General features: G+C 65.2%; 26 protein-coding genes and 1 pseudogene. 9 read left to right on the top strand and 18 right to left on the bottom strand.

What is annotated here, in order from left to right; all coding sequences use genetic code 11:
* Positions 1-19: 19 nt before the first annotated feature.
* The 3 genes from GCN74_RS23160 to GCN74_RS23150 all read left to right on the top strand — a co-directional run bounded on the left by GCN74_RS23160 (position 20) and on the right by GCN74_RS23150 (position 2,866).
* On the top strand, positions 20-454 hold the full coding sequence (locus tag GCN74_RS23160) for a putative toxin-antitoxin system toxin component, PIN family (RefSeq protein WP_152258850.1): 435 nt from the start codon (positions 20-22) through the stop codon (positions 452-454).
* 82 nt (positions 455-536) lie between these two features.
* Positions 537-1,715 carry a pyridoxal phosphate-dependent aminotransferase gene (locus GCN74_RS23155; protein WP_152258849.1) on the top strand — a complete coding sequence of 393 codons (1,179 nt, stop codon included), beginning with the start codon at positions 537-539 and terminating at the stop codon, positions 1,713-1,715.
* Positions 1,716-1,762: 47 nt separating this feature from the next.
* A complete protein-coding gene (locus GCN74_RS23150) occupies positions 1,763-2,866 on the top strand; it encodes an HD-GYP domain-containing protein (protein WP_152258848.1) in 1,104 nt (367 codons plus the stop codon).
* 7 nt (positions 2,867-2,873) lie between these two features.
* Here the strand turns inward: GCN74_RS23150 and GCN74_RS23145 are convergent, their stop codons facing one another.
* The gene (locus GCN74_RS23145; protein WP_152258847.1) at positions 2,874-3,536 is read right to left on the bottom strand and encodes a DUF2625 family protein; all 663 of its coding nucleotides are present in this window, start codon (positions 3,534-3,536) and stop codon (positions 2,874-2,876) included.
* Between the two features lie 334 nt (positions 3,537-3,870).
* Here GCN74_RS23145 and GCN74_RS23140 point away from each other — a divergent pair, with 334 nt between their 5' ends.
* Both GCN74_RS23140 and GCN74_RS23135 read left to right on the top strand, forming a co-directional pair.
* Complete coding sequence (locus tag GCN74_RS23140) at positions 3,871-4,722, top strand: helix-turn-helix transcriptional regulator (RefSeq protein ID WP_193317212.1); 852 nt, start codon at positions 3,871-3,873, stop codon at positions 4,720-4,722.
* Between the two features lie 30 nt (positions 4,723-4,752).
* Positions 4,753-5,787 (top strand): serine hydrolase domain-containing protein, encoded by a 1,035-nt coding sequence (locus tag GCN74_RS23135; protein WP_152258845.1) that lies wholly within the window; start codon positions 4,753-4,755, stop codon positions 5,785-5,787.
* Positions 5,788-5,794: 7 nt separating this feature from the next.
* Here GCN74_RS23135 and GCN74_RS23130 read toward each other — a convergent pair whose 3' ends face one another.
* From GCN74_RS23130 to GCN74_RS23050, 17 genes are all read right to left on the bottom strand, one after another.
* The gene (locus GCN74_RS23130; protein WP_152258844.1) at positions 5,795-6,712 is read right to left on the bottom strand and encodes an alpha/beta hydrolase; all 918 of its coding nucleotides are present in this window, start codon (positions 6,710-6,712) and stop codon (positions 5,795-5,797) included.
* Positions 6,713-6,785: 73 nt separating this feature from the next.
* Positions 6,786-7,232 carry a hypothetical protein gene (locus GCN74_RS23125; RefSeq protein WP_152258843.1) on the bottom strand — a complete coding sequence of 149 codons (447 nt, stop codon included), beginning with the start codon at positions 7,230-7,232 and terminating at the stop codon, positions 6,786-6,788.
* 42 nt (positions 7,233-7,274) lie between these two features.
* Complete coding sequence (locus GCN74_RS23120) at positions 7,275-8,363, bottom strand: tetratricopeptide repeat protein (protein ID WP_152258842.1); 1,089 nt, start codon at positions 8,361-8,363, stop codon at positions 7,275-7,277.
* A 17-nt stretch (positions 8,364-8,380) separates the two neighbouring features.
* Positions 8,381-9,283: an ExeA family protein gene (locus tag GCN74_RS23115; RefSeq protein ID WP_152258841.1), complete on the bottom strand. Its 903-nt coding sequence runs from the start codon at positions 9,281-9,283 to the stop codon at positions 8,381-8,383.
* A complete protein-coding gene (gene mshL / locus GCN74_RS23110) occupies positions 9,284-11,068 on the bottom strand; it encodes a pilus (MSHA type) biogenesis protein MshL (protein WP_152258840.1) in 1,785 nt (594 codons plus the stop codon). It abuts the gene before it with no gap.
* Between the two features lie 38 nt (positions 11,069-11,106).
* Entirely contained in the window at positions 11,107-11,520 is a 414-nt protein-coding gene (locus GCN74_RS23105; RefSeq protein WP_226939181.1) for an MSHA biogenesis protein MshK, read from the bottom strand.
* The gene (gene gspM, locus GCN74_RS23100) at positions 11,505-12,203 is read right to left on the bottom strand and encodes a type II secretion system protein GspM (protein WP_152258839.1); all 699 of its coding nucleotides are present in this window, start codon (positions 12,201-12,203) and stop codon (positions 11,505-11,507) included. Before gspM ends, GCN74_RS23105 begins: the two co-directional genes overlap by 16 nt.
* A complete protein-coding gene (locus GCN74_RS23095) occupies positions 12,203-12,883 on the bottom strand; it encodes an MSHA biogenesis protein MshA (RefSeq protein ID WP_152258838.1) in 681 nt (226 codons plus the stop codon). The genes gspM and GCN74_RS23095 overlap by 1 nt, the downstream gene beginning before the upstream one ends.
* Positions 12,880-13,839, bottom strand: coding sequence for an agglutinin biogenesis protein MshI (locus GCN74_RS23090; protein ID WP_152258837.1), 960 nt, complete (start codon positions 13,837-13,839; stop codon positions 12,880-12,882). Before GCN74_RS23090 ends, GCN74_RS23095 begins: the two co-directional genes overlap by 4 nt.
* A gap of 131 nt (positions 13,840-13,970) precedes the next feature.
* Positions 13,971-14,423, bottom strand: coding sequence for an agglutinin biogenesis protein MshP (locus GCN74_RS23085; protein ID WP_152258836.1), 453 nt, complete (start codon positions 14,421-14,423; stop codon positions 13,971-13,973).
* The gene (locus GCN74_RS23080; protein WP_152258835.1) at positions 14,420-15,322 is read right to left on the bottom strand and encodes a prepilin-type N-terminal cleavage/methylation domain-containing protein; all 903 of its coding nucleotides are present in this window, start codon (positions 15,320-15,322) and stop codon (positions 14,420-14,422) included. The genes GCN74_RS23085 and GCN74_RS23080 overlap by 4 nt, the downstream gene beginning before the upstream one ends.
* Entirely contained in the window at positions 15,319-15,876 is a 558-nt protein-coding gene (locus GCN74_RS23075; protein ID WP_152258834.1) for a prepilin-type N-terminal cleavage/methylation domain-containing protein, read from the bottom strand. The genes GCN74_RS23080 and GCN74_RS23075 overlap by 4 nt, the downstream gene beginning before the upstream one ends.
* Positions 15,866-16,519: a Tfp pilus assembly protein FimT/FimU gene (locus tag GCN74_RS23070; protein WP_226939180.1), complete on the bottom strand. Its 654-nt coding sequence runs from the start codon at positions 16,517-16,519 to the stop codon at positions 15,866-15,868. Before GCN74_RS23070 ends, GCN74_RS23075 begins: the two co-directional genes overlap by 11 nt.
* 48 nt (positions 16,520-16,567) lie before the next feature.
* Positions 16,568-17,041 (bottom strand): type II secretion system protein, encoded by a 474-nt coding sequence (locus GCN74_RS29585; RefSeq protein WP_152258832.1) that lies wholly within the window; start codon positions 17,039-17,041, stop codon positions 16,568-16,570.
* Positions 17,042-17,120: 79 nt separating this feature from the next.
* Positions 17,121-17,627: a type II secretion system protein gene (locus tag GCN74_RS23060; protein WP_152258831.1), complete on the bottom strand. Its 507-nt coding sequence runs from the start codon at positions 17,625-17,627 to the stop codon at positions 17,121-17,123.
* Positions 17,627-18,862 carry a type II secretion system F family protein gene (locus tag GCN74_RS23055; RefSeq protein WP_152258830.1) on the bottom strand — a complete coding sequence of 412 codons (1,236 nt, stop codon included), beginning with the start codon at positions 18,860-18,862 and terminating at the stop codon, positions 17,627-17,629. Before GCN74_RS23055 ends, GCN74_RS23060 begins: the two co-directional genes overlap by 1 nt.
* A gap of 1 nt (position 18,863) precedes the next feature.
* The gene (locus tag GCN74_RS23050) at positions 18,864-20,567 is read right to left on the bottom strand and encodes a GspE/PulE family protein (protein WP_152258829.1); all 1,704 of its coding nucleotides are present in this window, start codon (positions 20,565-20,567) and stop codon (positions 18,864-18,866) included.
* A 209-nt stretch (positions 20,568-20,776) separates the two neighbouring features.
* On the opposite strand from GCN74_RS23050, the gene GCN74_RS23045 reads away from it, so the two are divergent.
* From GCN74_RS23045 to GCN74_RS23030, 4 genes and pseudogenes are all read left to right on the top strand, one after another.
* On the top strand, positions 20,777-21,505 hold the full coding sequence (locus GCN74_RS23045) for an ABC transporter ATP-binding protein (RefSeq protein WP_152258828.1): 729 nt from the start codon (positions 20,777-20,779) through the stop codon (positions 21,503-21,505).
* The gene (locus GCN74_RS23040; protein WP_226939179.1) at positions 21,502-23,190 is read left to right on the top strand and encodes an ExeA family protein; all 1,689 of its coding nucleotides are present in this window, start codon (positions 21,502-21,504) and stop codon (positions 23,188-23,190) included. Before GCN74_RS23045 ends, GCN74_RS23040 begins: the two co-directional genes overlap by 4 nt.
* A 107-nt stretch (positions 23,191-23,297) precedes the next feature.
* On the top strand, positions 23,298-25,262 hold the full coding sequence (gene mshL, locus GCN74_RS23035) for a pilus (MSHA type) biogenesis protein MshL (protein WP_152258827.1): 1,965 nt from the start codon (positions 23,298-23,300) through the stop codon (positions 25,260-25,262).
* Positions 25,259-25,492 (top strand): annotated as a pseudogene (locus GCN74_RS23030) (tetratricopeptide repeat protein); the annotation flags it as partial. The gene mshL (GCN74_RS23035) and the pseudogene GCN74_RS23030, both read left to right, overlap by 4 nt.

The raw sequence follows: 25,492 nt of genomic DNA, 5'->3' as shown, positions 1-25,492 counted from the left end.
ACAGAATAGAATTGCCGACATGATACCTGCTCCACAAAAACTCGTCCTCGACACCAACGTTTGCCTCGACCTGTTCGTCTTCAACGACCCGCGCTGGGCGCCCCTGCTGGCGGCCATGGAAAGCGGCGCCGTGCAAGCCATCACGCGCGAGGATTGCCGCGCGGAATATCTTGTCGTATTGCACTACAAACACCTGCCGCTCGATGAAGCCAGCCGCGCCGTTGCCGCCGCCCGCTTCGATGCCCACATCACCGTCGTGGCGCCGCCCGTGTCCGGCGTGCGCCTGCCCGTCTGCACGGACAAGGACGACCAGAAATTCCTCGAACTGGCACGCGACGCCAGCGCCGACATGCTCATCACCAAGGACAAGGCGCTGCTGAAACTGGCCCGCAAGACGGCCAAGGCCGGCATGTTCAAGATCATGGTGCCGGAAGGCTGGAGCTTGGCAAGCTGAGCCATCGAGGCCTGCACGGAACGCCACGCGCTGCGCTAGAATGGGACATGATTCCACTTTCCGCACCGCGGCCCTACCGTTCATGAACAGCCCGTCCCTGCCCCACCTGACGCCCACCCTGACCACCCGTTTGCCTCTGGTGGGCACCACCGTGTTTACCCGCATGTCCAGCCTGGCGGCCCAGCATGGCGCCGTCAACCTGGGCCAGGGCTTTCCCGACTTCGGTTGCGACCCGGCCCTGGTCGAGCTGGTCAGCGACGCCATGCGCGCCGGCCACAACCAGTATCCGATGATGACGGGCGCCGCGCCCTTGCGCGTAGCGATTGCCGCAAAGATCGCCCGCCTGTACGGCCACGCCTACGATGCGGGCACGGAAATCACCGTCACGGCCGGCGCCACGCAGGCGCTCACCACGGCCATCCTGTGCTGCGTCCACCCGGGCGACGAAGTCATCGTCATCGAACCGGCCTACGACAGCTATTTGCCCGCCATCGCGCTGGCCGGCGGCGTGCCCGTGCTGGTGTCCATGCAAGTGGGTGAACAAGGCTACAGCGTGCCGTGGGACAAGCTGGCCGCTGCCGTCAGCAGCAAGACGCGCTTGATCATCATCAATACGCCGCACAATCCGACGGGCACGATCTTGCGCCCTGCCGACGTGGCGGCGCTGGCCGACATCGTGCGCGGCACGCAGATCCTGATCCTGTCCGACGAAGTCTATGAGCACATGGTGTACGACGGCGTGCCGCACGCGTCCCTGAGCCGCAACGCGGAACTGGCGGCGCGCAGCTTCATCGTCTCCAGCTTCGGCAAGACGTATCACGTGACGGGCTGGAAAGTGGGCTACGTGGCCGCGCCAGCAGCCCTGACGGCGGAATTTCGCAAGGTGCACCAGTACAACGTATTTACCGTCAACACGCCCATGCAGCACGGCATCGCCGGCTACATGGCCGACCCGCAGCCCTACCTGGACTTGCCCGCGTTTTACCAGCGCAAGCGCGATCTGTTCCGCGACGGCCTGGCGGGCAGCCGCTTCACCCTGCTGCCGGCCGACGGCACGTATTTCCAGTGCGTGCGCTACGATGCCATTTCGCAAGAGACCGAAGCGCAGTTCGCCGCATGGCTGACGACCGAGATCAAGGTGGCCGCCATCCCTGTCTCCGCGTTTTACGCGCAGGGCAAGGAGTCGGGCATCGTGCGCTTCTGCTTTGCCAAGCAGGACGACACCTTGCGCCTGGCGCTGGAGCGCCTGCGCAGCATATAACCGAGCACTGAACATGGCTTCGCTGCGGCGGAGCAAAGGAAGACAGCATGGTACAGCGTCGCATCGGCCCCGCCGACCTGGTTCCCGGCGAACCCCTGCCCTGGGATCTTTTTCTGGCGGACCATAGTGCTGGCCCGCAACTACGCAAGGGACAGATCATCACGGACGGCACGCAGCTGGGCCGTTTGCTGCAGCTGGGCCTGTACGTGGGCGCACCGGACCAGCCGTCCGTGCTGCGCCTGCTGAACGAGGCGGCGCAGCGCCTGGACCGCCTGCTGCTCGACTTGCGCAGCGAAAACAATGCCGAGCGCGACGTGCGCGACATCGCCCGCGAACTGCTGCGCGCGCTCGAACACGATGCCGACATCGCGCTGGCCAGCATCCTGCTCAACCAGATCGCCGGCAGCTACGCCGTGCGCCACTGCATCGAGACGGCCCTGCTGGCCATGCTGGTGGGCCGCAGCATGCACAAGTCCCACGATGAGCTGCTGCTGATCGGCGCGGCCGCGCTGACGATGAACGTGGGCATGCTGCGCCACCACGACAGCTTCCAGGACCGGCGCGGCCCCTTGAACGACGAAGAGATGCGCATCGTGCGCCAGCATCCGCAGGAAAGCACGGAACTGCTGCGCTGCGCGGGCGTCGATGACGAGGAATGGCTGAGCTGCGTGCTGCTGCACCATGAAAACGACGACGGCAGCGGCTATCCGCAGGGCCGCACGGCCGATGAAATCCTGCAAAACGCCAAGCTGATCGGCCTGGCCGACCGCTATTGCGCCCGCGTTTCCGCGCGCAACTACCGGCGTTCCATCGTGCCCGACCAGGCCCTGCAGCACATCTTCCTCGACCAGGGCGTGCCCATCGACCCGCTGCTGGGCGAACAATTCGTCAACTTGCTGGGAAAATATCCGCCCGGGACGTTAGTGCGCCTGCGCAGCGGCGAACTGGGCGTCGTCACGCAGCGGGGCGCCACCCATGTCCACCCGCTCAGTGACGCGCAAGGCGTGCCGCTGGCCGCCGCCGAGCTGGCGCAGATGCCACCGCGCGACACGGGCAACAGCCAGTTCGCCATCGTTTCCTCGCTGCACGAAGACGATGCCGGCCTGCATTTCAGCATGCGCCATGTGTGGGGCGACGAAGCGCGCTTGTAAACCCGCCTCAGCTCGTGCCCGCAGGAGCATCCAGCAACTTCTGTTGCAGATCAAGGTTGAGCGCCCACTGCTCTTCCACCGGCATGGCGCGCCGCGAACTGGTCTTGAGGGAACCTTCCTGCGTCCACAGAAATGGATAAAAATTCAGGCATAGATCGCCGGACAGGGGCAATTCGTCAAAGTCCTCCGCATCGCCGGGCTGCCGGCCGTAAAACTGCCGCAACTGGCGGGTAAAGGCCCATTCGACAAATGCCGTGAAGCCGATCTCCAGCCCTTCCCACGCCAGTGTCTCGGGAGCCAGGTAATACAGCTTGCCCTGGTCCGGCCCGAGCGCACCGCCGTTGATGGCAAAAAAGCCGCCCAGCACGTCGTCGGCCACCAGCAGAAAACCGTCGGCCTTTCCTTCGTTCCACGTAGCAATGTTACGGCCGAGCTTGCCATGTCCGGAGCCCAATATCCGGAGCCAGCCATCGTCCACCAGGATGCCTCCCGTTTCATAGGCGATCGCGCCCAGGGGCGAACGCGTGGTGACCTGCAGGCTCAGCAGCACATCTTCCCTGCCGGCCGACGGCGGCAGCAATTCCACCGGGATGTCGGCCTCGCTGGCCCATTGCCGTATCAGCGGAAACGCCGGGTCTTCACTATCCAGTAATTCATTCAATGTACGCATTGCACCTGACCTTATCGATGACCGCTTCCGGCGGTCGGAGAGTTCATGACGAAGCTGGCACTGCCTGGCGGGCAGCGCCCGGCATTCCAGCGGCTCGCCCCTGGCGCGATCCAGTATCGATGACGACGTATCGATGACGACATCTGAACGCTGCGCAAATTTTACACATACCCACCCCAGCCCCCTTGCACGCCTGCCAGCGGCTGTGCAAAGCCGGCCCGATGCTGCCGTCCGGCATGCCGTGCATGCCCCCGTATCGACCGTTCATCCTGCGCCTGGCGCCATTCGTCGCCCCGCGCTCGCATGTCAGGACGGCCGCACCTACCATGCCAGCATGACCACTCCAATCCAGTTCAAGTCCGGCCAATTCTATGGCGACGTGCATCACGGCGCGCGCGGCAGCATTTTCGATATCCGCCGCCTGAAGGCCACGCGTGGCGAGGATGAAGTCGAAACGCACCGGCATGACGATGCCCATTTCGTCTTCGTCCTGTCCGGCACGTATATTTCCAGCGCCCTGCACGCCCCGCCGCGCGCGCCTTCGCCCACCCTCGTCTTCAATCCTGCCGGCACGACGCACCGCGACCGCTTCGTCGATGGAAAGGGCAGTTTCATGACGGTATCGCTCGACCCCGCCCTGCTGTCGGGCGCCGAGGAATTGTATGCGGCCCAGGAGTGCGCCACCATGTTGCGCGATACGGCCAGCGCGGCCGCCGCGTTCCGGCTCGCGCGCGAAGTCGGCCGCGGCGGCGATGGCGCCCTGCTCGAAGCGGGCGCATGGGAAATGCTGGCCAGCCTGCACAAGGCGCCCCGGCAGGCGCGCCCCGCCCTGCCCGGCTGGGCCCACCAGGCCTATGAAGCCGTGATGGACCTGGCCAATGACACGCATCTGCGCATCGCCGACGTGGCCGCCGCCCTGGACGTGCATCCCGTGCACCTGGCCCGCGTGTTCCGCCAGGCCTGGGGCTGCTCGCCGGGCGAGCTGCTGCGCTGGCGCCGCGTCGACCAGGCCTGCGGTTTGCTGGGCCGCCCGGAACTGAGCATGGCCGACGTGGCGCTGAGCGTGGGCTTTGCCGACCAGAGCCACATGAGCCGCGCCTTCCAGGCCCGCTACGGCATGACTCCCAGCAACTATCGCCGCCAAATGTTTCAAACGTTCAAGACAATGCCCAGATTGCAAGACTAGACTGTCCTTTTCCACCCCCGGAGCACACCCATGTTACGATACCTTCCCCTTCTTCTGGCCTTCGGCAGCAGCGTCCACGCGGGCGAACTGGACGGCGTCACCAGCGCCATCGAAGCGGGCGACTACAAGCAGATCACCAGCGTCGTCGTGGCGCAGCATGGCAAGCTGCTCTACGAACACTACTTCGACAAGGATGGCGCCGAAAGCCTGCGCAACACGCGCTCGGTTGGCAAGACGGTGGCCGGCATGCTGGTCGGCCTGGCCATCGAGCGCAAGTTCTTGCGTGCCGACACCCCCGTCCTGCCCTACTTTCCGGAACTGCGCCCGCTGGCCCATGCCGACCCGCGCAAGGACAAGATCACGGTCGAGGATTTCCTGACCATGAGCTCGCTGCTTGAATGCGACGACGACAACCAGCATTCGCGCGGCAACGAAGAGCGCATGTATCTGGTGGAGGACTGGAGCCGCTTCGTGGCGGACCTGCCGATCCGCGGCTTTCCCGAATGGCAGCCCCGCCCCGAGCAATCGCCGTATGGCCGCGCCTGGAGCTATTGCACGGCCGGCGTAACCCTGCTGGGGCCGCTGCTTGAAAAGGCGAGCGGCCAGGGTGTGCCGGACTTCGCCGCCGCCAACCTGTTCAAGCCGCTTGGCATCGACAAGGTGAAATGGCAATTCCAGCCCAAGGGCAGCGCCATGACGGGCGGCGGCTTGCAGCTGCGCAGCGTGGATCTGATGAAGCTTGGCCAGCTCTACCTTGACGGCGGGCGCTGGCATGGCAAGCAGGTGATGCCGGCCGAATGGGTCAAGCGCTCGATCGCCCCCCACGCCAACGCGCGCGAAGGCATGGACTACGGCTACCTGTGGTGGCTGCAACCGTTCACGGCCAATGGCCGCACGGTACAAAGCTACGGGATGGCGGGCTCCGGCGGCAATAAAGTGCTCGTCCTGCCGGAACTCGGTGCCGTGGTCGTTATCACCACGACCAGCTTCCAGGTGCGCGACGCCCATGGCCTCAGCGAAAAATTGCTGACCAAGCTGATCCTGCCGGCATTGATGCGCCCGTGAGCGCCCTTCATTTTGCGGACGTCAAGTACGCCCGCAAGCCATGCGTGAGCACGAAAGGAAACACGCTCGCGTGATCTTCATCCGCGAAGACGCGCAAACGGGTTTTCAAGCCGGGGAACTTGTGCGATGTCAACTTCCCGTCGAATTCGCGCAAGTCGGCCACCATGTCGGCGTCCTCTTCCGAGCGCGAACGCTTCTTGCCCGCCGCCAGCCTTTCCAGGCCGCCGATGCCGAAGAAGACGGACGCGGGCAAGTCCTTGTGGCTGGCGGCATACGCCTGCTCGCGGTCGAACATCACGCCGGCGTCGTACCACAGCGACGGGCTGCCGAGGATGTAATGCTCGAAGGTGCGCGGTTCCGTCAGCAAAAATTGCAGGCCCAGCAGGCTGCCGTACGAGTGGCCGATAAACACCTTGCGCTGCATGTTCGCGCGGTAGTGCTGCGCGATGAAGGGAAACACTTCGCCCGAGACGAACTGGCCATACGCCTTCGCTTCGCCGAACGCCGGCTGCCGTCCCGGCATGTCCGAGCGGTAGTCGTGCTTGCGCGGCGTGGTGGGCGTGTAATCGCGGCGGCGGCTGTACACGCCGCCATCGCCATTCGCGTACGACAGGCCGACCACGATGACTTCCTCCATCCCCGCATGCTTGTTCAGGCGCTGCGCGATATTGCGCACGACGGGAAATGCATAATTGGCATCGACGACGAACAGCACCGGATAGCGCTTATTGCCCTGCCGATAGGAATCGGGCAAGGCCACGTACACCTGGTAGTCGCGCTTCAAGGCTTGCGCGCGGATGTCGCGCACTTCCGTATTCTCAAGAACGTAGCTGGCAGGCGCGCTGGCGGGCGCGGCGAGGGCGCTGTTGAACACGCAGCAGAAGGCGACCAGCAGGCCGGCAGGTTTTAAATTGTGCAATTTCAAACGGCATTCTCCATGACATGGTGATGGCAGCCCGGCATCGGGCATGCCAGGGTGAACAATGAAGCAGTACGCGTCAGCACGCCGGGACCGCCAGGACAGTCAGGGCCGCCGACGCCTGCCGCACGCGATTCGCCCGCCGCAGGAAGTATCCCAGAGGCAAGCCACACAGCAAAACATACAGCAAAAATATCAGGAAAGGCCCCGCTTCGCTCCACGCGTTGGAGACTGAGGCCGTCATCAGTAAGCTGACGAGCAATGGAAAAATCAGGTCGCCGCGTGTCGGCGCCACGACTTCGCCCGTGGTGTGATTCAGCCAGCCTCGCAGCGCTGCCCAGTCGCCGTCCCGCTCGAGGACTGCGGTAATTTCCATGCCAGCTTCAATCGCCGGCCAGCCCGGAAGCGTGAACGAATAATGCCGGCTGCTGGCGGTGGCGAAACCAGACTGCGTCGACATCCCATGCCGGCTGTTACTGCGCCGGATGGGAAAGACCCGCTCAATTTTCACGGTGCTTGGATACAAGGCTTGCTCCGGCCGATGCAAGCGTCTGACGATCGGTGGCGGCTACTTCGCCGCCGTCAGCTGCGCCAGCTTGCGCTCGACAAACGCCTGCAGCTGGGGCGACAGGGTTTGCAAGCCCTTGGCCCGCTCGAAGGCCTGGCGCGCCTGGGCCGGGTGCTTGTCGGCTTGCAAGGCTATCCCCAGGCCCATCCACCAGACGCTGTTGTCGGGCGCCGCCTGCAGGGCCAGCTGGTAGTGTTCCGCCGCTGCGCCGTAGCGCTGCTCGCGCTGCAGCACGCCGGCCAGGAAGGCGTGGTATTCGCCGTTGTCGGCGGCGTACGGCAAGCTGCGCGTCAAGGTGTCGAGGGCGGCCGTGCCGCCATTGGGTTTATCCAGCTGCAAGCGGGCCAGCATCATTGCCTGCGCCGGCTGTTTCGGGTCCAGCGCCAGGCTCAGCTGCAGCTGGCGGGCCGCCTCGTCGGGGCGCTGCGCTTCGAGCAGCAGGCGCACCAGGGTTTCGCGCGCGCCCTGGTGGCGCGGGTCCAGCTGCAGGGTCTGCTGCAAGGCCAGCATGGCGTCGGAGACGCGGCCGTCCTGCAACTGGGCCAGCGCGCGCCGGTATTCATTTTCCACGCGCTGCTGCGGCGTGACTTGCTTGCCGTCGACGATGCGCTCGCTGGCGGCGGGCGCCGCCAGCGTCACCACGGGCGCGGCGGCAGGCTTGGCGGGTTTTTCCGTGATGCGGCGCAACTCCTCTGGACGCGCCTTGACGGATATGGGGACGGCCTCTCGGGCCTGGAACACGGGCTCGGGTTCCGCCGCGACGGCGGGCGCCGCTGCGGCCACCACCGGCACTGGTACCACGGCGGCAGGCGCCGGGACCGCGACAGGAGCAGGTACGGGGGCCGATACGGGAGTCAATACCGGCGTGCCGGCCACATTGACCAGCACCGGCGGCACGGGCGGGCGCTTCAGGTAGACCCAGCCCAGGGCGATGGCGGCGGCCGTCAGGCCGGCCGCGCCGCCGAAGACCAGCGCGCGCGAAACGCACCGCTCGCGTTCGGGCACGGAGCGGATGCCGCCCGCGTCGCCGCGTCCATCGGGGGTGCCGCGGGCATCGAGATCTTGCAACATCTTGTTAATCAGGCTCATCTACAGGCTCATCTTCGTCATCGGTTCAATAAGGTCCAGCTCACGCCGCAGGCGGCGGCCAGCACGCCGGCGCCGGCCAGCCACGGCCAGGGGCGGTGCCAAAAACGGGGCTTGCTGGCCAGGGTGTCGCTGGCGGCCAGCGCCACGTGGCGGCCGCTGACCTGCTGCCGCCCTTCGCCATACGCCACCATCAGCGCCTTGTGCGCCATGATGTTGATCAGGCGGGGGATGCCGCCGGACGCCGTGTACAGGCGCGCCACGCCGCCGCGGCTGAACAGGCGCGCGCCGTCGAAGCCCGCCACGCGCAGCCGGTGCGCCACATAGAAGTCCACGTCGTCGCGCGACAGCGGCCCCAGGTGATAGTGAAAGGTGATGCGCTGCGCCAGCTGGCGGATTTCCGGCAGGGCCAGCTTGACGTCCAGCTCGGGCTGGCCGAACAGCACGATCTGCAGCAGCTTGCGCTTTTCCGTTTCCAGATTCGTCAGCAGGCGCAGCGCTTCCAGGCTGTCGACGGGAATCGCCTGCGCCTCGTCCAGGCACAGCAGCACGCGCCGGCCCTGCGCCGCCAGATTCAGCAGGCGCAGATTGATGGCGCGCAGCAGCTGGTGCTGCTCGATATCTTTTTCCAGCAAGACATCGAGGTCCTCGGCCAGCGCCAGGATCAGCGAACGGGGCGGCAGGTTCGGATTCGGGATGTAGGCCGTGACGAAGTCCGGCCCCAGGGACTGCATGAACTTGCGGCACAGAAAAGTCTTGCCCGTGCCCACTTCGCCAGTGATCTTGATGAAACCCTCGCCATTGCGCGCCGCCACCAGCAGGGTGTTGAGCGCCTTTTGCGACTGCGGGCCGTTGAAGAAGAAACTGGTATCGGGTGTGAGGCCGAACGGCGCCTCGCGCAAGCCGAAATGGGCCTGGTACATTTAACGCCGCTCCGCTGGACGGCGCGGGTCGAGCGCCTCGATGCGCTTGCCCGCATCGAGCAAGTCCTCGTTCCAGCTGTTCGCGCCATCGACGATGGTGGGCTTGATCAGCACCACCAGTTCGCGCTTCTGGATCACCTGCCCCGTGTTGCGGAACAGCGCGCCCAGCACGGGAATGTCGCCCGCGCCCGGCACCTGCGAGCGGTCCGCCGTGGTGGCCTGGCGCATCAGGCCGCCGATCGCGACGATGCGTCCATCCTGGCTGCGCACCATGCTGTCCATCTCGGACGTGCTGGAGGCGGCCAGCGGCAGTTTCAGCGAACCGGCGCTGCCCAGGTCGATTTCCTTGCTGATGGTCGACACCTGGCTGACGGACGGGTGCACGTGCAGGATGATGTTGCCATCCGCATCGATCTGCGGCGTCACGTCCAGCACCACGCCGGAAAAGAACGGTTGCAAGGTCACGTTGGGGCTGGTGGTGGCGCCGCTGGCCGTGGTGTTGGTGGTGGTCGACACGCCCGTCACGTAAAACTCGTCCGTGCCGATCTTCAGCACGGCCTTCTGGTTATTCATGGTGGCGATGCGCGGGCTCGACAGCACGTGCACGGAGCCTTGCGATTCCAGGAAGGAAATCATGGCGGCGAAATTAGCCGTCTGGAAAGCCAGGCCGAACATGGAACCGGCCGAGTTCGCCGCCGAGCTGAGGCCAAAGCCGCTGCTGGCCGTCAAGCCGCTGCCATTCGTCATGTTGGGCGGCTGGCCGCCATTGAACGGCAGCGGCGCCAGGGTGCCGCCCGGCTGGATGAAGCCCGTCGAGATGCGGTTCGTGTGGCCGCTCTTGATCGAGGCAAACGAGGCCCAGTTGATGCCCGTCTGCGTGTTGTCGTTGAGCTCGACTTCGAGGATCTTCGCCTCCAGGATCACCTGGCGGTCGACGGACAATTGCGTGGCCTTCAGGTACATGTCGACATTGCGCAACTCGTCCGGCATGGCGCGGATGACGACCACGCCCGATTGCGGGCTGAGCACCACTTGCCGGCCGCCGTCGCTGCTGCCGACGATGGCTTCCAGCGCCGCCTTCAATTCCGGCCAGAAGTCTGCCGTGGACGAGGTGGTCAGGTTGCTGCTATCGAGGGTGCGGCCGCCCTGCCCCCCATTGGTTTGCTGGTTCTGGTCGTTATTCTGGTTGTTGCCCTGGTTGCCATTCTGGCCGTTGCCCAAGCCGCCCGAACTGGTCGAGCCCACGGAACCGACCGACGTCGACGACACGCGCAGGTTGGAGCTGCCCCGGCGCGCGCCCGTCAGGTAATTGACATGGAACAAGCGCGTCTGCATGGTCAGGGGCTTGATGTAGATCTGCGTGCCCTCGACCTTGTAGTCGTAGCCGTACAGTTCGCGCACGGCGTCGAGCGCCTGGAACAGGGTCACATCCTTCAGGTTGGCGGAAATCGTGCCGCCGATGTCGGGGTGGACCAGCATATTGTAGCGCGTGCCGGCCACGATGGAGGTGAAGAACTGGCGCGCCGGCACGTTGTTGAAGGCCACGTTGAAGCGCTCGTCGAGCGCGGCGCGGGCCTTCGGCAATTGCTGGGCCAGGGTTGCCACGGGCGGCAGCAGCGCCGCTTCCACGGCGTCCGGCTGGGCCGCTGGCGCCGTGCTGGCTGCCGCGCCCTTGACGGCATCGGTGATCGCATTGTAGGTGTCGCGCTTGACGGGCGCGACATTGCAGCCGCCCAGGCCCAGGCTGACGCTGATGACAGCCGCCATCGTACTGATCTTGAACATGCTCGCCTTGTGTTGATTGAGTTGCTTGGCCACTTCTTCTACTCCTGCTTGCGGTCGGTCTTGCGATCGGTCGTGTTGTCGGTCTTGCTGCTGGGATACAGCTTGAAGGTTTCCAGTGATTTACCGCGCCGCAACAGGACGGCCGTGTCGCGGATGTCCGTCACCACGGCGTCGCCCACCTTGCTGCCGATTTTCACCACCTGGCCATCGATGACGGCCAGGCGGCGCCCGCCCGGCTGGGTGGAAATGAGCACCGATTGCAGCTGCGGCCGGGCCGCAACGACGGGCGCGGCGCTGGCCGGCGCCCACAGCGCCGCCGGCGGGCGCGTGGGATCGTCGAGCGCCTGCGCCTGCGCGCCCGGCCCGGCCAAAGTTAACGTCAAACCCAACGCCAGACCCAGCGCGAGGAAAAGCGCAGGCAGCGCGGGACCAGAGGTCAGAGTGCGATCCATGTGTCGTCCATGCTCAGGGTATGTAAGGTCAGGGTCAGGGTGGCGCCCGGGTAGCTTGCCGCGTCGAGGTGGGCGGCGCCCCAGAAGACCCGGGTCGGCATCGATTGCAGCGCCTGCATGTATTGCACCATGTCTGCATAGCTGCCTTGCAGCACCACTTCCACGCCATGCTGGTGCAGCAAGGGGGCCGGGGCCGCTGCCTTGGCAACGTCCGTCTTCGCTGCCGCATCGCCGTTCGCGGCATCGGCCGGGCGTGCGCCCACGGCGCTGGGGGGCAGGGTTTTCAGCGAGAGCACGCGCAGGCCCGCATGCCGACGCAGCATGTGCTCGAGCAAGATAAGCATGCGCTCGGGCGCCACCAGGCCGTGCTGCTTCTCGCGCAGCGACTGCGCCAGCGACGCCGTTTCCGCCTGCAAGGCCGCCAGGCGCGTGCGCGCTTCCTGGTCGGGATCGGTGGCGTGGGCCAGCATGGTCAGCTCGATTTCCTTGTTCGTGGCGGTCAACAAGCTTTGCTTTTGCGCAATGCTCGCCTCCAGCGCCGCGCGTTTCGCCAGCAGGGGATTAAAGCTCATGAAATAAAACACGAACAGGACGGCGGCCGCGCCGGCGCCAGACACCATCAGCCGCTCGCGCAGGCTGAGGGCATCGAAGGCGGCAGCCCATTTCTTCAGCAGGGGCAGCATCAGCGTGTTCCTTCCGCAACAGGTTGTGCCGGCGCGGCGCCCGCGGCGGGCCCGGCGGTGCGGTCCGCCGACTGCAGGCTGAACGCCACATACGGCAGGCTGGCCGCCTTGCCCTCGGCCACGGCCGGCGGCTCGGGCTGGCTAATGTCGAGGCTGGCGAAGGTCTTGCCTTTCAATATCTCCTGCTGGCCCAGGCGCGTGATGTACGCGGGCAGCAGCGAGGCGTGCAAGGCGCGGCCCTGCAAGCCGAAGTCATTGCCGGCGCCGGCGATGTCCACGCCCGTCAGCCATACGCCCTCGACGCGGGCCTGCGCCAGCGCGCGGAAATAGCCGGCATAGCCGAAGGTATTGCCCAGCTTGCCGCTTTCCAGCACGTGTGACGCATCCTGCAGCAACTGGCGCTGCGCCTCGACGGCCGCCAGTTCCTGCGCCAGCGCCGGATCTTTCTTGCGTGGAGGAAAATCGCGCAAGATCTGGTCGCGCTTTGCCTCGCCCTGCGCCAGCGCCGTCTTGACGTCCGCTTCGCGCCGTTCCAGCTCGGCCACGGCGCGCTGGAACAGCGTGCCCAGCACCAGCAGGAGCAGCGCCAGCCCGCCCAGGCCCAGCCCGGCCGTGCGCGCCGACATCTGGTGTTTTTTGCGTTCAAACTGGGGATTGAACAGATTGATCTGCTGGCTCATGCGCCCTTCCCTTCGTGCTTGCCCGCGTGCGGACCCGCCTCGCGCAACGCGGCGCCGATGGCCAGGAAGCAGCGCGCCTGCATGGCGGGGTCGCGCAGCTCGGCGGCCTGGGAAAAGTCCAGCACCGTGGCCAGGTCCAGCTGTTCGACGGGCATGTAGAGATTCTCGGCCAGGTAGCCGTGCAAGCCGTCGCCGGCGCCCGTCATCAGCATCAAGCGGGCCAGCGAAATGAAATGGAACTGGCGGTCGAAGTGGTCGAACGAGCGCTGCAGTTCCAGGGTGACGCGGTCGTAGTACTGGCTGGCGTCGGGCGACTGCAATTGCGTCAAGGTCACGTCGATGCGGCGTGCCTGGTACAGCTCGCCGTTGAAGCTCATGGTCAGCAAGCCGCCGTCGCCATCGAAAAACAGCACGGCGATGCCGCGTCCCGGCGTTTCCAGCAAGGTGGCGATATTGCGCTGCGCCATCTCGGGGATATCGATCACGGACAGGCCGATCTTGCATTCGGCATACTGCGCCTGGCGGCGCGACACGGCGCTGTTGCGCGCGGCAACGGCAAACACGCTGCTGCCCCGCTGGGTGCCGTTCGGGTCGCCGGGAATGTCGAACACGTCGATGGTGGCTTCGGCCAGGGGGAAGTCCAGCATGTCCTTCAGGCGCCAGCCCACGGCCGTCTTCAGCTCTTCGCGCGGCACGGCCGGCGCTTCCAGCGACAGCAGCTGGTATTCGCCGCCGGCCAGCACGGTGGTGCAGTGGCGCGCCGGCGCTTGCAGATCCTTGCCCAGCTTTTCCAGCACCTCCGTCGGCGCCGGCCGCGCGGCGGCCTGGTAGCTGGCGCCCAGCACGCGCGGCATGCCGTCGGCGGAACGCTGGACAACAACGGCGCTGACACCTTCACGGCCAAACGCCGTGGCCAGCCATCCATCGTATTTCTTTGCTCTTGCGAATAAACCCATGCGAACTATCCAGTGTAAGTGCGTGCCCGATCTTGTCGCGCAGATAATGCAACCGACCAATTTTAATTCATGAAGCCAACTTTGTTGTGTAAAAACAATAAATTAGCGATCTTTTTTTCACGCAGTTGACCTTACTGCGACAACACGGCTTGCAGGCGGCGCTGGACGTAATCGGGGTTATTGCCCGGGTTCGGACAACCGGCAGGTCCAGGCTGGTTGCAAGCCGTGGCCGTGATGGTCCAGCTGGTCAAGGTACCGGGCCCCGTGGCCGTGCTGCATTGCACGCTGACGCTGAACGCCGACAACGTCGTGCCTGACGGCAAACTGAACGTGGTGGCGCCGATGCACGCCGCGCCGGCGGTCAGGCCCGCGCCGATCTGCCGCTGCAAGCCCCATTCGAGGCCGGCGCGGGCAGCCTGTTCGGCGCGCACGCCCTGCACGTCCATGGCCGACTCCGTCTGCTGGAAGGTGGAGATATTCACCATCACGGCCGCCAGCGCGGCCAGCACCACGAGCAGGAAAATGGCCGTGACGAGGCTGAAACCGCGCATGCGGCCCGTGCGATAGCTGAGCAAGCGCCTCATGGCGTATTCCTCGCCTGCACCTGTTGCACCAGGCGCAGCACGCCCGTATTGCTGTTCGGCGCACCCAGGCTCAGGTCGATGTTCACCAGTCCCCGCTGCACGTTGGCCAGCACGGTATAGCTGAAGGCGCACGCCGTCACCTGGCGCGCCAGCAGGGCGCCCTTGTCCGTCGCCAGCGGCGCGGTGCCCGCCACAAGCGGCTGGGCGGACTGGATGGCATAGCCCGCGTAACGGGTCAGGGTGCCGGTCGCCAGATCGCACGCATAGGTGACGGGCGTGGTCACCACCTGGAAACGGTTCGACGGCGACGGCAGCGGCGCGGGCGCCGTCGTGAAAGGATAACTGCCCAAAGTGACGACATTGCCGGACACGGCCGTGACCGGCGCGCGGTTGCAGCCCGTCGCCGCGCTGCATGAATAGGCGTCGTTCGGCGTATAAGCCGTGCCCAGGTTGTAGACGACGATCTGGTCGCCCACGCCGATCGCCTGGCGCGCGCCCAGCGCATCGGCGGGCATGGCGCCGACGACGGTAAAGCTCAGCGGAGTGCTGGGGGCGGGAGGCGTCTCGAAGCTCAGCACATTGCCCAGGCCGGCCGGATCGCTGTCGCTCAGGTAGCGCCCGCCCGTCTTGGTCAGCAGCAATTCCAGGTACAGGCCATTGCCCCCCACGCGCACGCTGTTGGGCAGGGCCAGGCGCACGTCGCGCGTCAGGCGGCGCGCTGCCGTGTCGGCCGTGTCCGCCAGCGCCGCGCGCGCCGCGACATCCATATAGCCTTGCACGGGCACCCGGATGAAGACGGCGACCATGGCGCCGATGATGCCCGTGATGACGATCACGATGACCATCTCGACGAGGGTAAAGCCGCGCGCAAGGCGCCTGGCATGAAGGATAGTTTTCATGGAATACTGTTCGGCGCATAGCGCACGCGATAGCCGTCGAGCACGATCTGCTGATCGGCATACGGCACGGTCACCTGGATGCGCAGGGCTTCCGTGGCCGGCAAGCCATTCAGGGCAACCTGGGTGATGACCACCGAGGCAATATATGCCTGGGGAGAACCGGCAGCCCAGACGGTGCCCTGCGCATCCGTCGTGTAATCCGTGGCCTTGCCATACGCGCTCACATAATCGTTGACGTTGTCGAAGGGCCGCGGCATCCCGCCCGCCTCCTGGCCCGCCACTTCCGGGATGGCGCAGCCGGCGGCGCTGGTGGCCGTTTCCGCGGCCGGGTCTTGCGGATCGCAATACGTAAAGCGCGCCAGCTGGATTTCTTCCAGCATGCCTTCGGCTATCGCCAGCGCCTGCTTGCGCAGCTGCGGATCGGCGCTGCGTTTCGTCGTCAGGCTCATCACGCCCAGGATGGCGGCCGAAGCCACGCCGACGATGACGATGAACAGCACCAGTTCGATCAGGGTCACGCCCCGCTCACGCTGGCGCCGCAGGCTAGTGGACATAGCCGGTCTCCCCTTCGACCGTGACGTCGCGCTGCGTGCCGTCGCCCTGGATGCTGATGTTCAACTGCGCGGGGAATGTCGATACGGCAGGAAACACATCGCCCTGCGCATACGGCTTGCCCAGCGCGTCGAAATAAAAGCCCGCCGTATTGGCAGGATTGGTGGACAGGGTCACGCTGGCCGGACGGCCTTCGCACAGCCAGTTGTCCCCCAGGCAGTACTGCAGCGTCTCCTTGCTGCCGCTGTTCCTGCCCGTGGGCGGCAGCACTTTCTGGTCATCGTTGCAAACGGCATCGAAGCACAGGGCCACGCTGTTGTTATTCATGCGCACAAACACGGCGCGGTTTTGCGCCACCGCCAGCTTTTGCCCGTAGCGCACGATATTCGTCACCTGGTCGGCAAAGCTGCGCGCGTCAAAAGTATCGCGCTGGAAAAAACGGTTGACGGCAAAGGTGCCCAGCAAGCCCGCCAGCACCAGCACGGCCACCAGTTCGATCAGGGTAAAGCCGGGCGCAGCCGTACGCCGCAGGGGGCCTGGCGGCCCTGCGTGGCGATGCGGAAAGACTGTCGGTGGCTGCTGCAATGGATGGCCCGTAAAAAAGCCCAACGGGCTGGCGCCTGGGGTTGGGCTGGTGGTGCGCAAGGAAAGCCGGGCGTGGCCGGGCATTCCTTGTCAATAACTTACTTGCGCTTACTTACACGACGTGGTGCTTGCACCGATCACGATGTTGGGCACGCCGCCAGCTGCGGCCGGAGCCGTATAAGTCACCGAGCAACCCGTGCGCGTGGCGTCTGGCGTAACGACATAGCCAGTAGCGGTGGCCACCGTGTAGTCGGTGGTCGTAATGCCAGCGGCCGCGCCGATACCGGCTGCCGTTGCTGCAGGGTAGCCGAACGCGCCGTCAATGTCGATACCTTCCATCTGCACTTTCGGCGTATCGACGGAACCCTTGACCAGCCATTGCGCATGGTACAGCGCCGAGCCCGCCTTGATGGCGCCGGCGGCCGCCTGCATCTTGGCCACGCGCGCATCGGTCGACATGTCGATGAATTTAGGAATGGCCGTCGCGGCCAGGATGCCGAGGATGACGATGACGACGATCAGTTCGATCAGGGTAAAACCTGCCTGGGCGCCGCTTTTCAAACTACGTAAAGACTTGTTCATTCTTGCTTTCTCCAAAAATCAAATAAAAACATTAAAACCAACGCCATGAAACTGTCGCTGCACCGGACCAGGAAGCGCGTCAGTTTGCTGCCGAATCCGGCGATTTCCACACCACGATATCGGGTTCCTGGGCGAGCTTGTCAAGATCGGCGTCTGCACTTGGCAAGGTTACCTTAAATTTCACTAAATCAACCCTTTTACTGGGAAAAATATTGCCATTACTAAACAAATAGATGATTTTTTGTTCTTTTTTATCGTACAACCAATTCCCTGCTGGCAATTTTTCCAGGTCCGGCTGCACGAACTCGCCCAGGTAGTTGGCCGGCTTGTCATCCAGCCAGTCGAACGGGTTTTGCCGCGCCAATGCCGGCAACCTGTCGCGCCCGTCCGCCAGGTACAGGTGCAGCACCTGCACCCGCAAACTGGTGCGCAATACCCCCAGCATCTGCGCCACGGCCACCTGCTGCGCCTGCCGCTGGTAATAACTGGCGCGGTTCAGGAACACTGCCACCAGGATGGCGAACACGCTCGCCACGACCGCCAGCTCGAACAGGGTGAAGCCGCGCTGGCGAACCGGCCGCGCCATCAGTGCAGGGCCGCCCGGCCCAGGTCCCAGATCGGCAGGAAGATGCCCAGCGCCAGCACCAGCACCATGGCGCCGAGGAAGACGATCAAAATCGGCTCGATCTGCGCCGACAGGGTCTTCAGCTCGTAATCGACTTCGCGCTCATACATGTCCGCGATCTCGTCCATCAGGTCGTCGAGCGAGCCCGATTCCTCGCCCACGGCGATCATCTGCAGCACCACGGGCGTAAACACGCCGGCCGCCACCGAGGTGCGCAAGATGCTTTCGCCCCGCTCGACGCCGTCGCGCATCTGCTCCACGCGCGCGCTCAAATAGGTGTTATCGACCGTTTGCGATACCACCGTCAGCGCCTGCACGATGGGCACGCCGCTGGTGCTGGACAGGGCAAAGCTGCGCGCGAAGCGGGCCATCGTGCCCTTCAGGATGATCTTGCCGGCGATCGGCAGGCGCAGCTTGGTCCGGTCCCACTTATATAGACCCTCTTTCGTGCGCAGCCAGGCGCGCCAGCCGAAAAAGCCGCCCGCGCCCAGCATCAGCAGGACGGGCCAGTACGCGGTCGTGAAGCGCGACGTGCCGATCAGCACGCGCGTCATCAAGGGCAGTTCCGCATGGAAGCTGGCGAACACCTTCTCGAACTGGGGAATGACGAAGATATTCACCACGACCATGGCGGCCAGCATGGCGAAGACGACGAAGGTCGGATAGCGCGTCGCCGTTTTCACGCGCGCGCGCATGTCGCGGTCGAATTCCAGGTGGTCGAACAGGCGCAGGAACACTTCATCGAGGCGGCCCGTCATTTCGCCCACGCGCACCATCGACAGATAAAACGGCGTGAAGATGGCGGGGTGGCGCGCCATGGCGGCCGACAGTTCGCGCCCCGCGTCCAGCGACTCGCGCACATCCTTGATGATGCGCCCGAACGCGGGGCTGATGGCGGACTCCTGCAGGCCGGCCAGGCCGCGCATGATGGGCACGCCCGCTTTCAGCAGGGTGTACAGCTGGCGGCTGAACAGCTGCACGTCCATGGGCGTGACTTTTTTCTCGGTCAGCTTGTCCCACCAGTTCAACTTGCTGGCGCCCGCCCCCGTCACCGTCTGCCTGGTGGCGCTGATGTCGACGGGCGTGCTGCCGCCTGCCATCAATTGATCGGCCACGGCGCCGCTGTCGGCGCCTTCCATGACGCCGGTCAACAGCTCGCCGCTGGCGCTGCGCGCCTTGTAGGAGAAAAACGGCACCTCAATCCTCGCTCTGGTTGCTGATGCGCATCGCTTCCATCACCGTCGTGCGGCCCTGCACGACCAGCTGCACGGCGTGGCGGCGCAGGGTTTCGCCCGCCATCTGCTCCGTCGCCACCTTCATGAAGTGGGAAGGATCGGCATGGTTGGCGGCGTCCGCCACGGCGCGCGTGATTTCCAGCAATTCATACACGCCCGTGCGGCCCCGGTATCCCATGCCATTGCAATGCGAGCAGCCCTTGCCGTGGAAATACTGGTTGCGCTCGACCAGCTCGCCCAGTTCCAGGCGCAGCCATTCGTATTCGTTGGGCGTGGGCGCGTACGGCGTGCTGCAGCTTTCGCAGATCACGCGCACCAGGCGCTGCGCCAGCACGGCTTGCAGCGAGCTGCCCACCATGTAGCGGGGCACGCCCATGTCCATCAGGCGCAGCGGCGTGCTGATGGCGTCGTTCGTATGCAGGGTCGACAGCACCAGATGGCCCGTCATGGCGGCGCGCAAGCCGATCTGCGCCGTTTCCTGGTCGCGCATCTCGCCGACCAGCACGATATCGGGATCCTGGCGCAGGGCCGAGCGCAGCACGCGGGCAAAATTCAGTTCGATCTTGTCGTTCACTTGCACCTGGTTAATACCAGGCAAGCGGTACTCGACAGGGTCTTCCACCGTGATCAGCTTTTTTTCCACGGAATTGAGCTCGGACAAGGCGCAATACAGGGTCGTCGTCTTGCCGCTGCCCGTCGGCCCCGTCACCAGCACCAGGCCGTTCGGGCGGCTGACGATGGCGCGGAACTGCTCCACCAGCCGGGACGGCATGCCGATGGCGTCCAGGCGCAGAGTCGTGCCGCCCTGGTTCAGCAGCCGCATCACCACCGATTCGCCGTACTGGGTGGGCATGGTGGAAATACGCACGTCGATGCGCTGGTTTTTCACGCGGATGGCGAAGCGGCCATCCTGCGGCAAGCGCTTCTCGGAAATATCGAGGTCCGACATCAGCTTTAAACGTAGCGCCAGCGAACTGGCGATCTTGCTGTCCGCTTCCGTCTGCAGGTGCAGCACGCCGTCGATGCGGAAGCGGATCTGCAGCCGGCCTTCCTGCGGTTCGATGTGGATGTCCGACGCGCGCACCTGCGTGGCATCCTCGAACACGGATTGCAGCAGCTTGACGATGGGCGCCTCTTCCAGGCCCGGATTGGCGGCCAGCGCGCCGAAGTCGACGGAAACGTCGCCCAGGTCCTGTTCCAGCTCGCGCGTCAGGGTGGAGATATCCTCCGTGCGGCGGTAGATGCGGTCGATGGCGGCCAGCACTTCCGTTTCATTGACCACGGCCAGTTCGATATGGCGCTTGACCAGGCGCGAAATTTCATCGTACGCAAACAGGTCGGTGGGGTCGGACATGCCGACCAGCAAGCCCTCGCGCCGGTCTTCCAGCACCAGCGCGCGGAAGCGCCGCGCCTGGGTTTCCGGCAGCAGCCGCACCAGTTCGGGATTGATGTTGAAAAACTTCAGATTGATGTAGGGAATGTCGAGCTGGCGCGCCAGCGCGCCCGAAATCTGCTCTTCCGTGACGAAGCCGTGCTCGACGAAAACGCGGCCCAGCTTGCGCCCCGAACGCTTCTGTTCCGTCAAGGCCTGGCCCAACTGTTGTTCCGTCAGCAATTTCTGCTGCACCAAAATTTCACCGAGCCGGACTTTCTCTGGCCTTGCCATGCTTGCTCCTCGACAGATTCATCAGACGATGCACGCCAGCGGCGCGCGGGGGGTATTTTATTCCAGAACCTGTTGTTTCTTAAAGAAAATACATTCCGTGGCTTGATTTTCGCGCATTTCAACACTCTGCAAGTAAACACTTGCCGCCCACCTGCGCCCATGGCAATAATGGCGGTGGTATCCCGTCTTGCCTGCCCACCCTAGCCCCTATGAACGCCTGCGCCATCGAGTTCCACAACGTGCATCTGCAGCTGGCGGGCAACGCCGTGCTGCGCGGCGTCGACCTGCAGGTGCGCGCAGGAGAACTGTTCGGCCTGGTCGGCGTGAATGGCGCGGGCAAGACTTCCCTGCTCAAATGCCTGCTGGACTTTTGCACGCCCGAACGGGGCGACATCGCCATCTTCGGCCAGCCGCACCGGCACGCTGCGGCGCGCCAGCCCCTGTCCTTTTTGCCGGAACGCTTCCAGGCGCCGTATTACCTGACGGGCGGCGACTTCCTGCGCTACCTGTCGCGCCTGCACGATGTGCACCCTGGACCGCAAGCCGTGCAGCAGGCGCTGGCCGCGCTGGACCTGGCGCCGGATGCCTTGCTGCGCCCCGCGCGCGACTATTCGAAAGGCATGATGCAGAAACTGGGACTGGCCGCCTGTTTGTTGTCGGACAAGCCGCAGCTGGTGCTCGATGAACCGATGAGCGGACTCGACCCGAAGGCGCGCGCGCAGTTCAAGCAAGTGCTGCGGCAGGCGCGCGCGCAGGGCCGGGGCGCCCTGCTCACTTCGCATGCGCTGGCCGACGTGGAAGAATTGTGCGACCGCATGGCCATCCTGCACGGGGGCCGCATCGTGTTTACGGGCACGCCCGCCGAATGCCGCGCGCGCCACGGCGGCGCGCAGGACGCCAGCCTGGAGCAGGCGTTCCTCAATTGCATCGCGGCATGAACGCCGGCACGCACGGCACGCCCTCCACACAGCCCGGGCGGCCGTACGCGCCGTCCCCGCACGGCATGTATCTGCGCCATTTCGGCTTGCGCACGGCGCCGTTCGGCATCACGCCGGACCCAGCCTTCTTTTATACGGGCAATACACGGGGCGAACTGCTCGATGCGCTGCGCTACGCCGTCACGCAGGGCGAAGGCATCATCAAGCTGACGGGCGAAGTGGGCAGCGGCAAGACCATGCTGTGCCGCATGCTGGCCGACTGCCTGCCGCCCCACGTCGACGTGCTGTACCTGCTCAATCCCCGTTTGGAACCGGACGAAGTCCTGCACGCCATCGCCGCCGAACTGGACCTGGCTTTGGACGGCTGCCGCGCCGACGCCGTGCTGCGCGCCCTGCACGACGAGCTGATCGCCAGGCATGCGGCGGGACGCCAGGTGGTGCTGCTGGCCGAAGAGGCGCAAGCCATGCCGGGCGCCACCCTGGAAGCGCTGCGCCTGCTGACGAACCTGGAGACGGCCAGCCACAAGCTGCTGCAAATCGTCCTGTTTGGCCAGCCGGAATTGCAGCATACCTTGGACCTGCCCCAGTTCCGCCAGCTGAAGGAACGCATCACCCACAGCTTTACCGTGCCCCGCCTGCCGCAAGCCTTGCTGAACGACTATCTGGCCTGCCGGCTGGCCGCCGCCGGCCGCACGGCGCCGCTCGTCTTTACTCGGGCCGCGCTGCGGGCGCTGGCCCGCGCTTCGCAAGGCATCGTGCGCAGGATCAATATCCTGGCCGACAAGGCCTTGCTGGCCGCATATGCGGACGATGCGCAGCAAGTGAGCGCGCGCCATGTGCGCCTGGCCATCGCCGACAGCCCCTTCTACCGCGCCCCCTGGCACGCGGGCAAGCTGCTGGCGGGCGCCTTGAGCGCGCTGATGCTGGTGCTGGCCGCCGCGCTGCTGTGGCAATGGCGGACAAGCAGCCCGGACCGGGCAGCAGCCATGGCGACGACGACAGCGGCAACGGCGGTGACAGCGGCGGCGACAGCGGCGACGGGAATGGCGCCGCCATCCAGCCCGCTCAGCCAGCTCAGCCAGCTCAGCCAGCCAAGCCAGCCAAGCCAAGCAGCAGGCCATGCTGGCCAGCCGGGCCGCACCAGTCACACCGATGACGCCGCGCCCGCCCATGCGGCCGCCGCCGCGGCAGCGTCCGACGCAGCGGCGCCGCGCGCATCCACCGTGCCGCCCGCGCCGTCCACGCTGCTCGACAGCAAACTGGCCGAATCGCGCGACTGGCTGGCGCAGCAAGGACCGCAGCAGCGGGTGCTGCACATTGCCAGCCTGCCCGCCAGCGACACGGTTGCAGCGGAAACCTTTTTGCAACAGGCGCAGCAAGCCATCGGCCTGCACGACATCCACGTCTTTCGCCTGCCCGGCGCGGCCCCCGCAACTGCCGCGCCCACTACGCTGGCCGGCACGCCATCGGGCCTGCGCCAGGCGACGCCAGCGCAGGCGCCCGCCAACGCCGGCGCGCGCCTGGCCATCGTCTACGGCAGCTATGCCGACCAGGCCAGCGCCGATGCCATTCGGGCCAGGCTATCCCCCGCGTCGCCACAGAAAATATTGCTGAGCAACATAGAGAGTATCCGCACGGAAATGAAAACCGTCGCCCCGCCGAAAACGGGACGTGGCGCCCCCTGACTTTATTTCTGCATATTGCCTTCCAGGCCAGCACAGCCGATTGCTTTTAGGCGATCATGCTGGTTAAAATTACAAAAGCACAATACGACTCCAAGGGCGAACTTTTCATGACTCAACACCCTATTCCTGTGCTGGCCTCTTGGGTCACCCTCGCCTGCAGCGCCATGCTGGCTGGCTGCGCTACGCAGCAAACGCCGCTGTCGCCGGCCCACATCAACGCCCCGCCCCGCCCCGGCGGCGCCATTCCCGAGCCGGTGCAGCAAAGCAGCGCGCTGGCCGCGCCCCTGCCCGCCCCGAAGGTGGAAACCTACAGCGTCACCGTGCACAAGGTGCCCGTGCAATCGCTGCTGTTTGCGCTGGCCCGCGACGCGGGCATGAATATCGACATCCACCCGCAGGTCGAGGGCAGCGTCACCCTGAATGCGCTGAACCAGACCCTGCCGCAACTGCTGGCGCGTATCGGCAAGCAAGTCGATATGCGCTACGAAATCGATGGCAAGAACCTGACGGTGCTGCCCGACGCGCCCGTGTGGCGCAACTACAAAGTCGATTACGTCAACATGGCGCGCAGCACCAACAGCAGCGTGAATATCGCCACGCAAATTTCCACGGCGGGCGGCGGTGGCGGCAACAGCAGCAACCCCGTCGGCGGCACGCAGGGCAGCGGCGGCAATGGCAACAACAATTCGACCACACTGGTGGTGAATCGTTCGGAAAATAATTTCTGGTACAGCCTGGAAAAGAATATCCGCGACCTGCTGCGCGACACCACGCTCAACGACGTGCAGGTGGACCCGCTGGCGCAGCTGAACCAGCAATTGACAACGGTGCCCGGCCAGCAGGGCCAGCCAGGCCAGCCGCAGAACCCGGCCGGCAATTTCCCCGCGGCGGGGACGGCGGGCCAGTACGGCGCCCAGCCGCCCATGCAAAATGGCGGCCCGAACGGCAGCCAGTATGCGTCGGCATCCGGCCAGCAGGTGGCCGGCCCGAATGCGGCTCCCGGCCAGCCGCTGGACGCGAACGGCATGCCATTGCTGAAACTGGCCAACAAGGGCAGCCCCTCGTCCGTGGTCGTCAACGTGGAAGGCGGGCTGATCGCCGTGCGGGCCACGGGCCGCCAGCATGAAAAGATCGCCGAATTCCTCGACGCCGTCGTGCACAGCGCCAAGCGGCAAGTGCTGATCGAAGCGACCATCATCGAAGTACGCCTGAGCAATGAATACCAGCAAGGCATCAACTGGTCGCGCCTGACGGGCAGCCTGCAGCTGCGGCAAGGGCAAGTGGGGACGGCGGGCCTGCCCAGCGGCGTCGCGCCCAACGCCACGCCGGGCATCTTCCTGCTCAATTATCTGAAGGACAGTTTTTCCACCACCATCCAGCTGCTCGAATCGTTCGGCAAGGTGAAAGTGCTGTCCAGCCCGAAGATCAGCGTGCTCAACAATCAGACGGCCATGCTGAAGGTGGTGGACAACAATGTCTTCTTTACCATCAAGGTGACGCCCGCCGTGATCAGTTCGACGGGCACCATCACCACGCCGGCCACCTATGAATCGAAGCTGGAAACGGTGCCCGTCGGCTTCGTCATGAGCGTCACGCCGCAGATTTCCGACAGCGATGAAGTGACCTTGAACGTGCGTCCCACCATCACGCGCATCGTTGGCTACGTGCAAGACCCGAATCCGGCCCTGGCCACGGCAAACGTGCAAAGCCGCGTGCCCGTGATCCAGGCGCGCGAGCTGGAATCGATCATGAAAGTGGGCAACGGCCAGATCGCCGTGATGGGCGGCCTGATGCAGGACTCCATCGACAATGCCAAGGATGGCGTGCCGGGCCTGTCCAGCCTGCCTTTGGTGGGCAATCTGTTTACCTATCGCAATGAGGCAAGCAGCAAGACGGAACTGGTGATCTTCATGCGTCCCGTGGTGGTCAAGGATGCCAGCATCGACGGCGATTACCGCGACTACCGCTACCTGCTGCCCGGCCAGACGCCGCTCAACAGCCAGCCGTACACGGATGGCCCGCCGGCGGCGGCCACCCAGCCGCAGGCCCGCCTGCAGGGAGACTTTCCATGAGCTTGCTGATGCAGGCGCTCAAGAAGGCCGAGCGCGCCAAGCAGAACAGCCTTTCCGACGAGGAATTGGAAAAGCCGTCCGAAGCCTATGACCAGGTGCTGGAACTGGCGCCGGCCGACGCCATCCCGCCGCCGCGCCCCGTGCCTGCCGCAGCCCCGCCGCCCGTGCAGGCAGCGAGCACCTTGAGCCTGGAACCGCTGTCCGACGCGCCTGCGCCGCAGCCGCAGCCG

This window comes from Janthinobacterium sp. FT14W (genome assembly GCF_009208755.1).
GTDB lineage: Bacteria > Pseudomonadota > Gammaproteobacteria > Burkholderiales > Burkholderiaceae_D > Janthinobacterium > Janthinobacterium violaceinigrum.
Note: the sequence above shows the minus strand (reverse complement) of the source record. Positions and strands in the feature narration are given on the sequence as shown.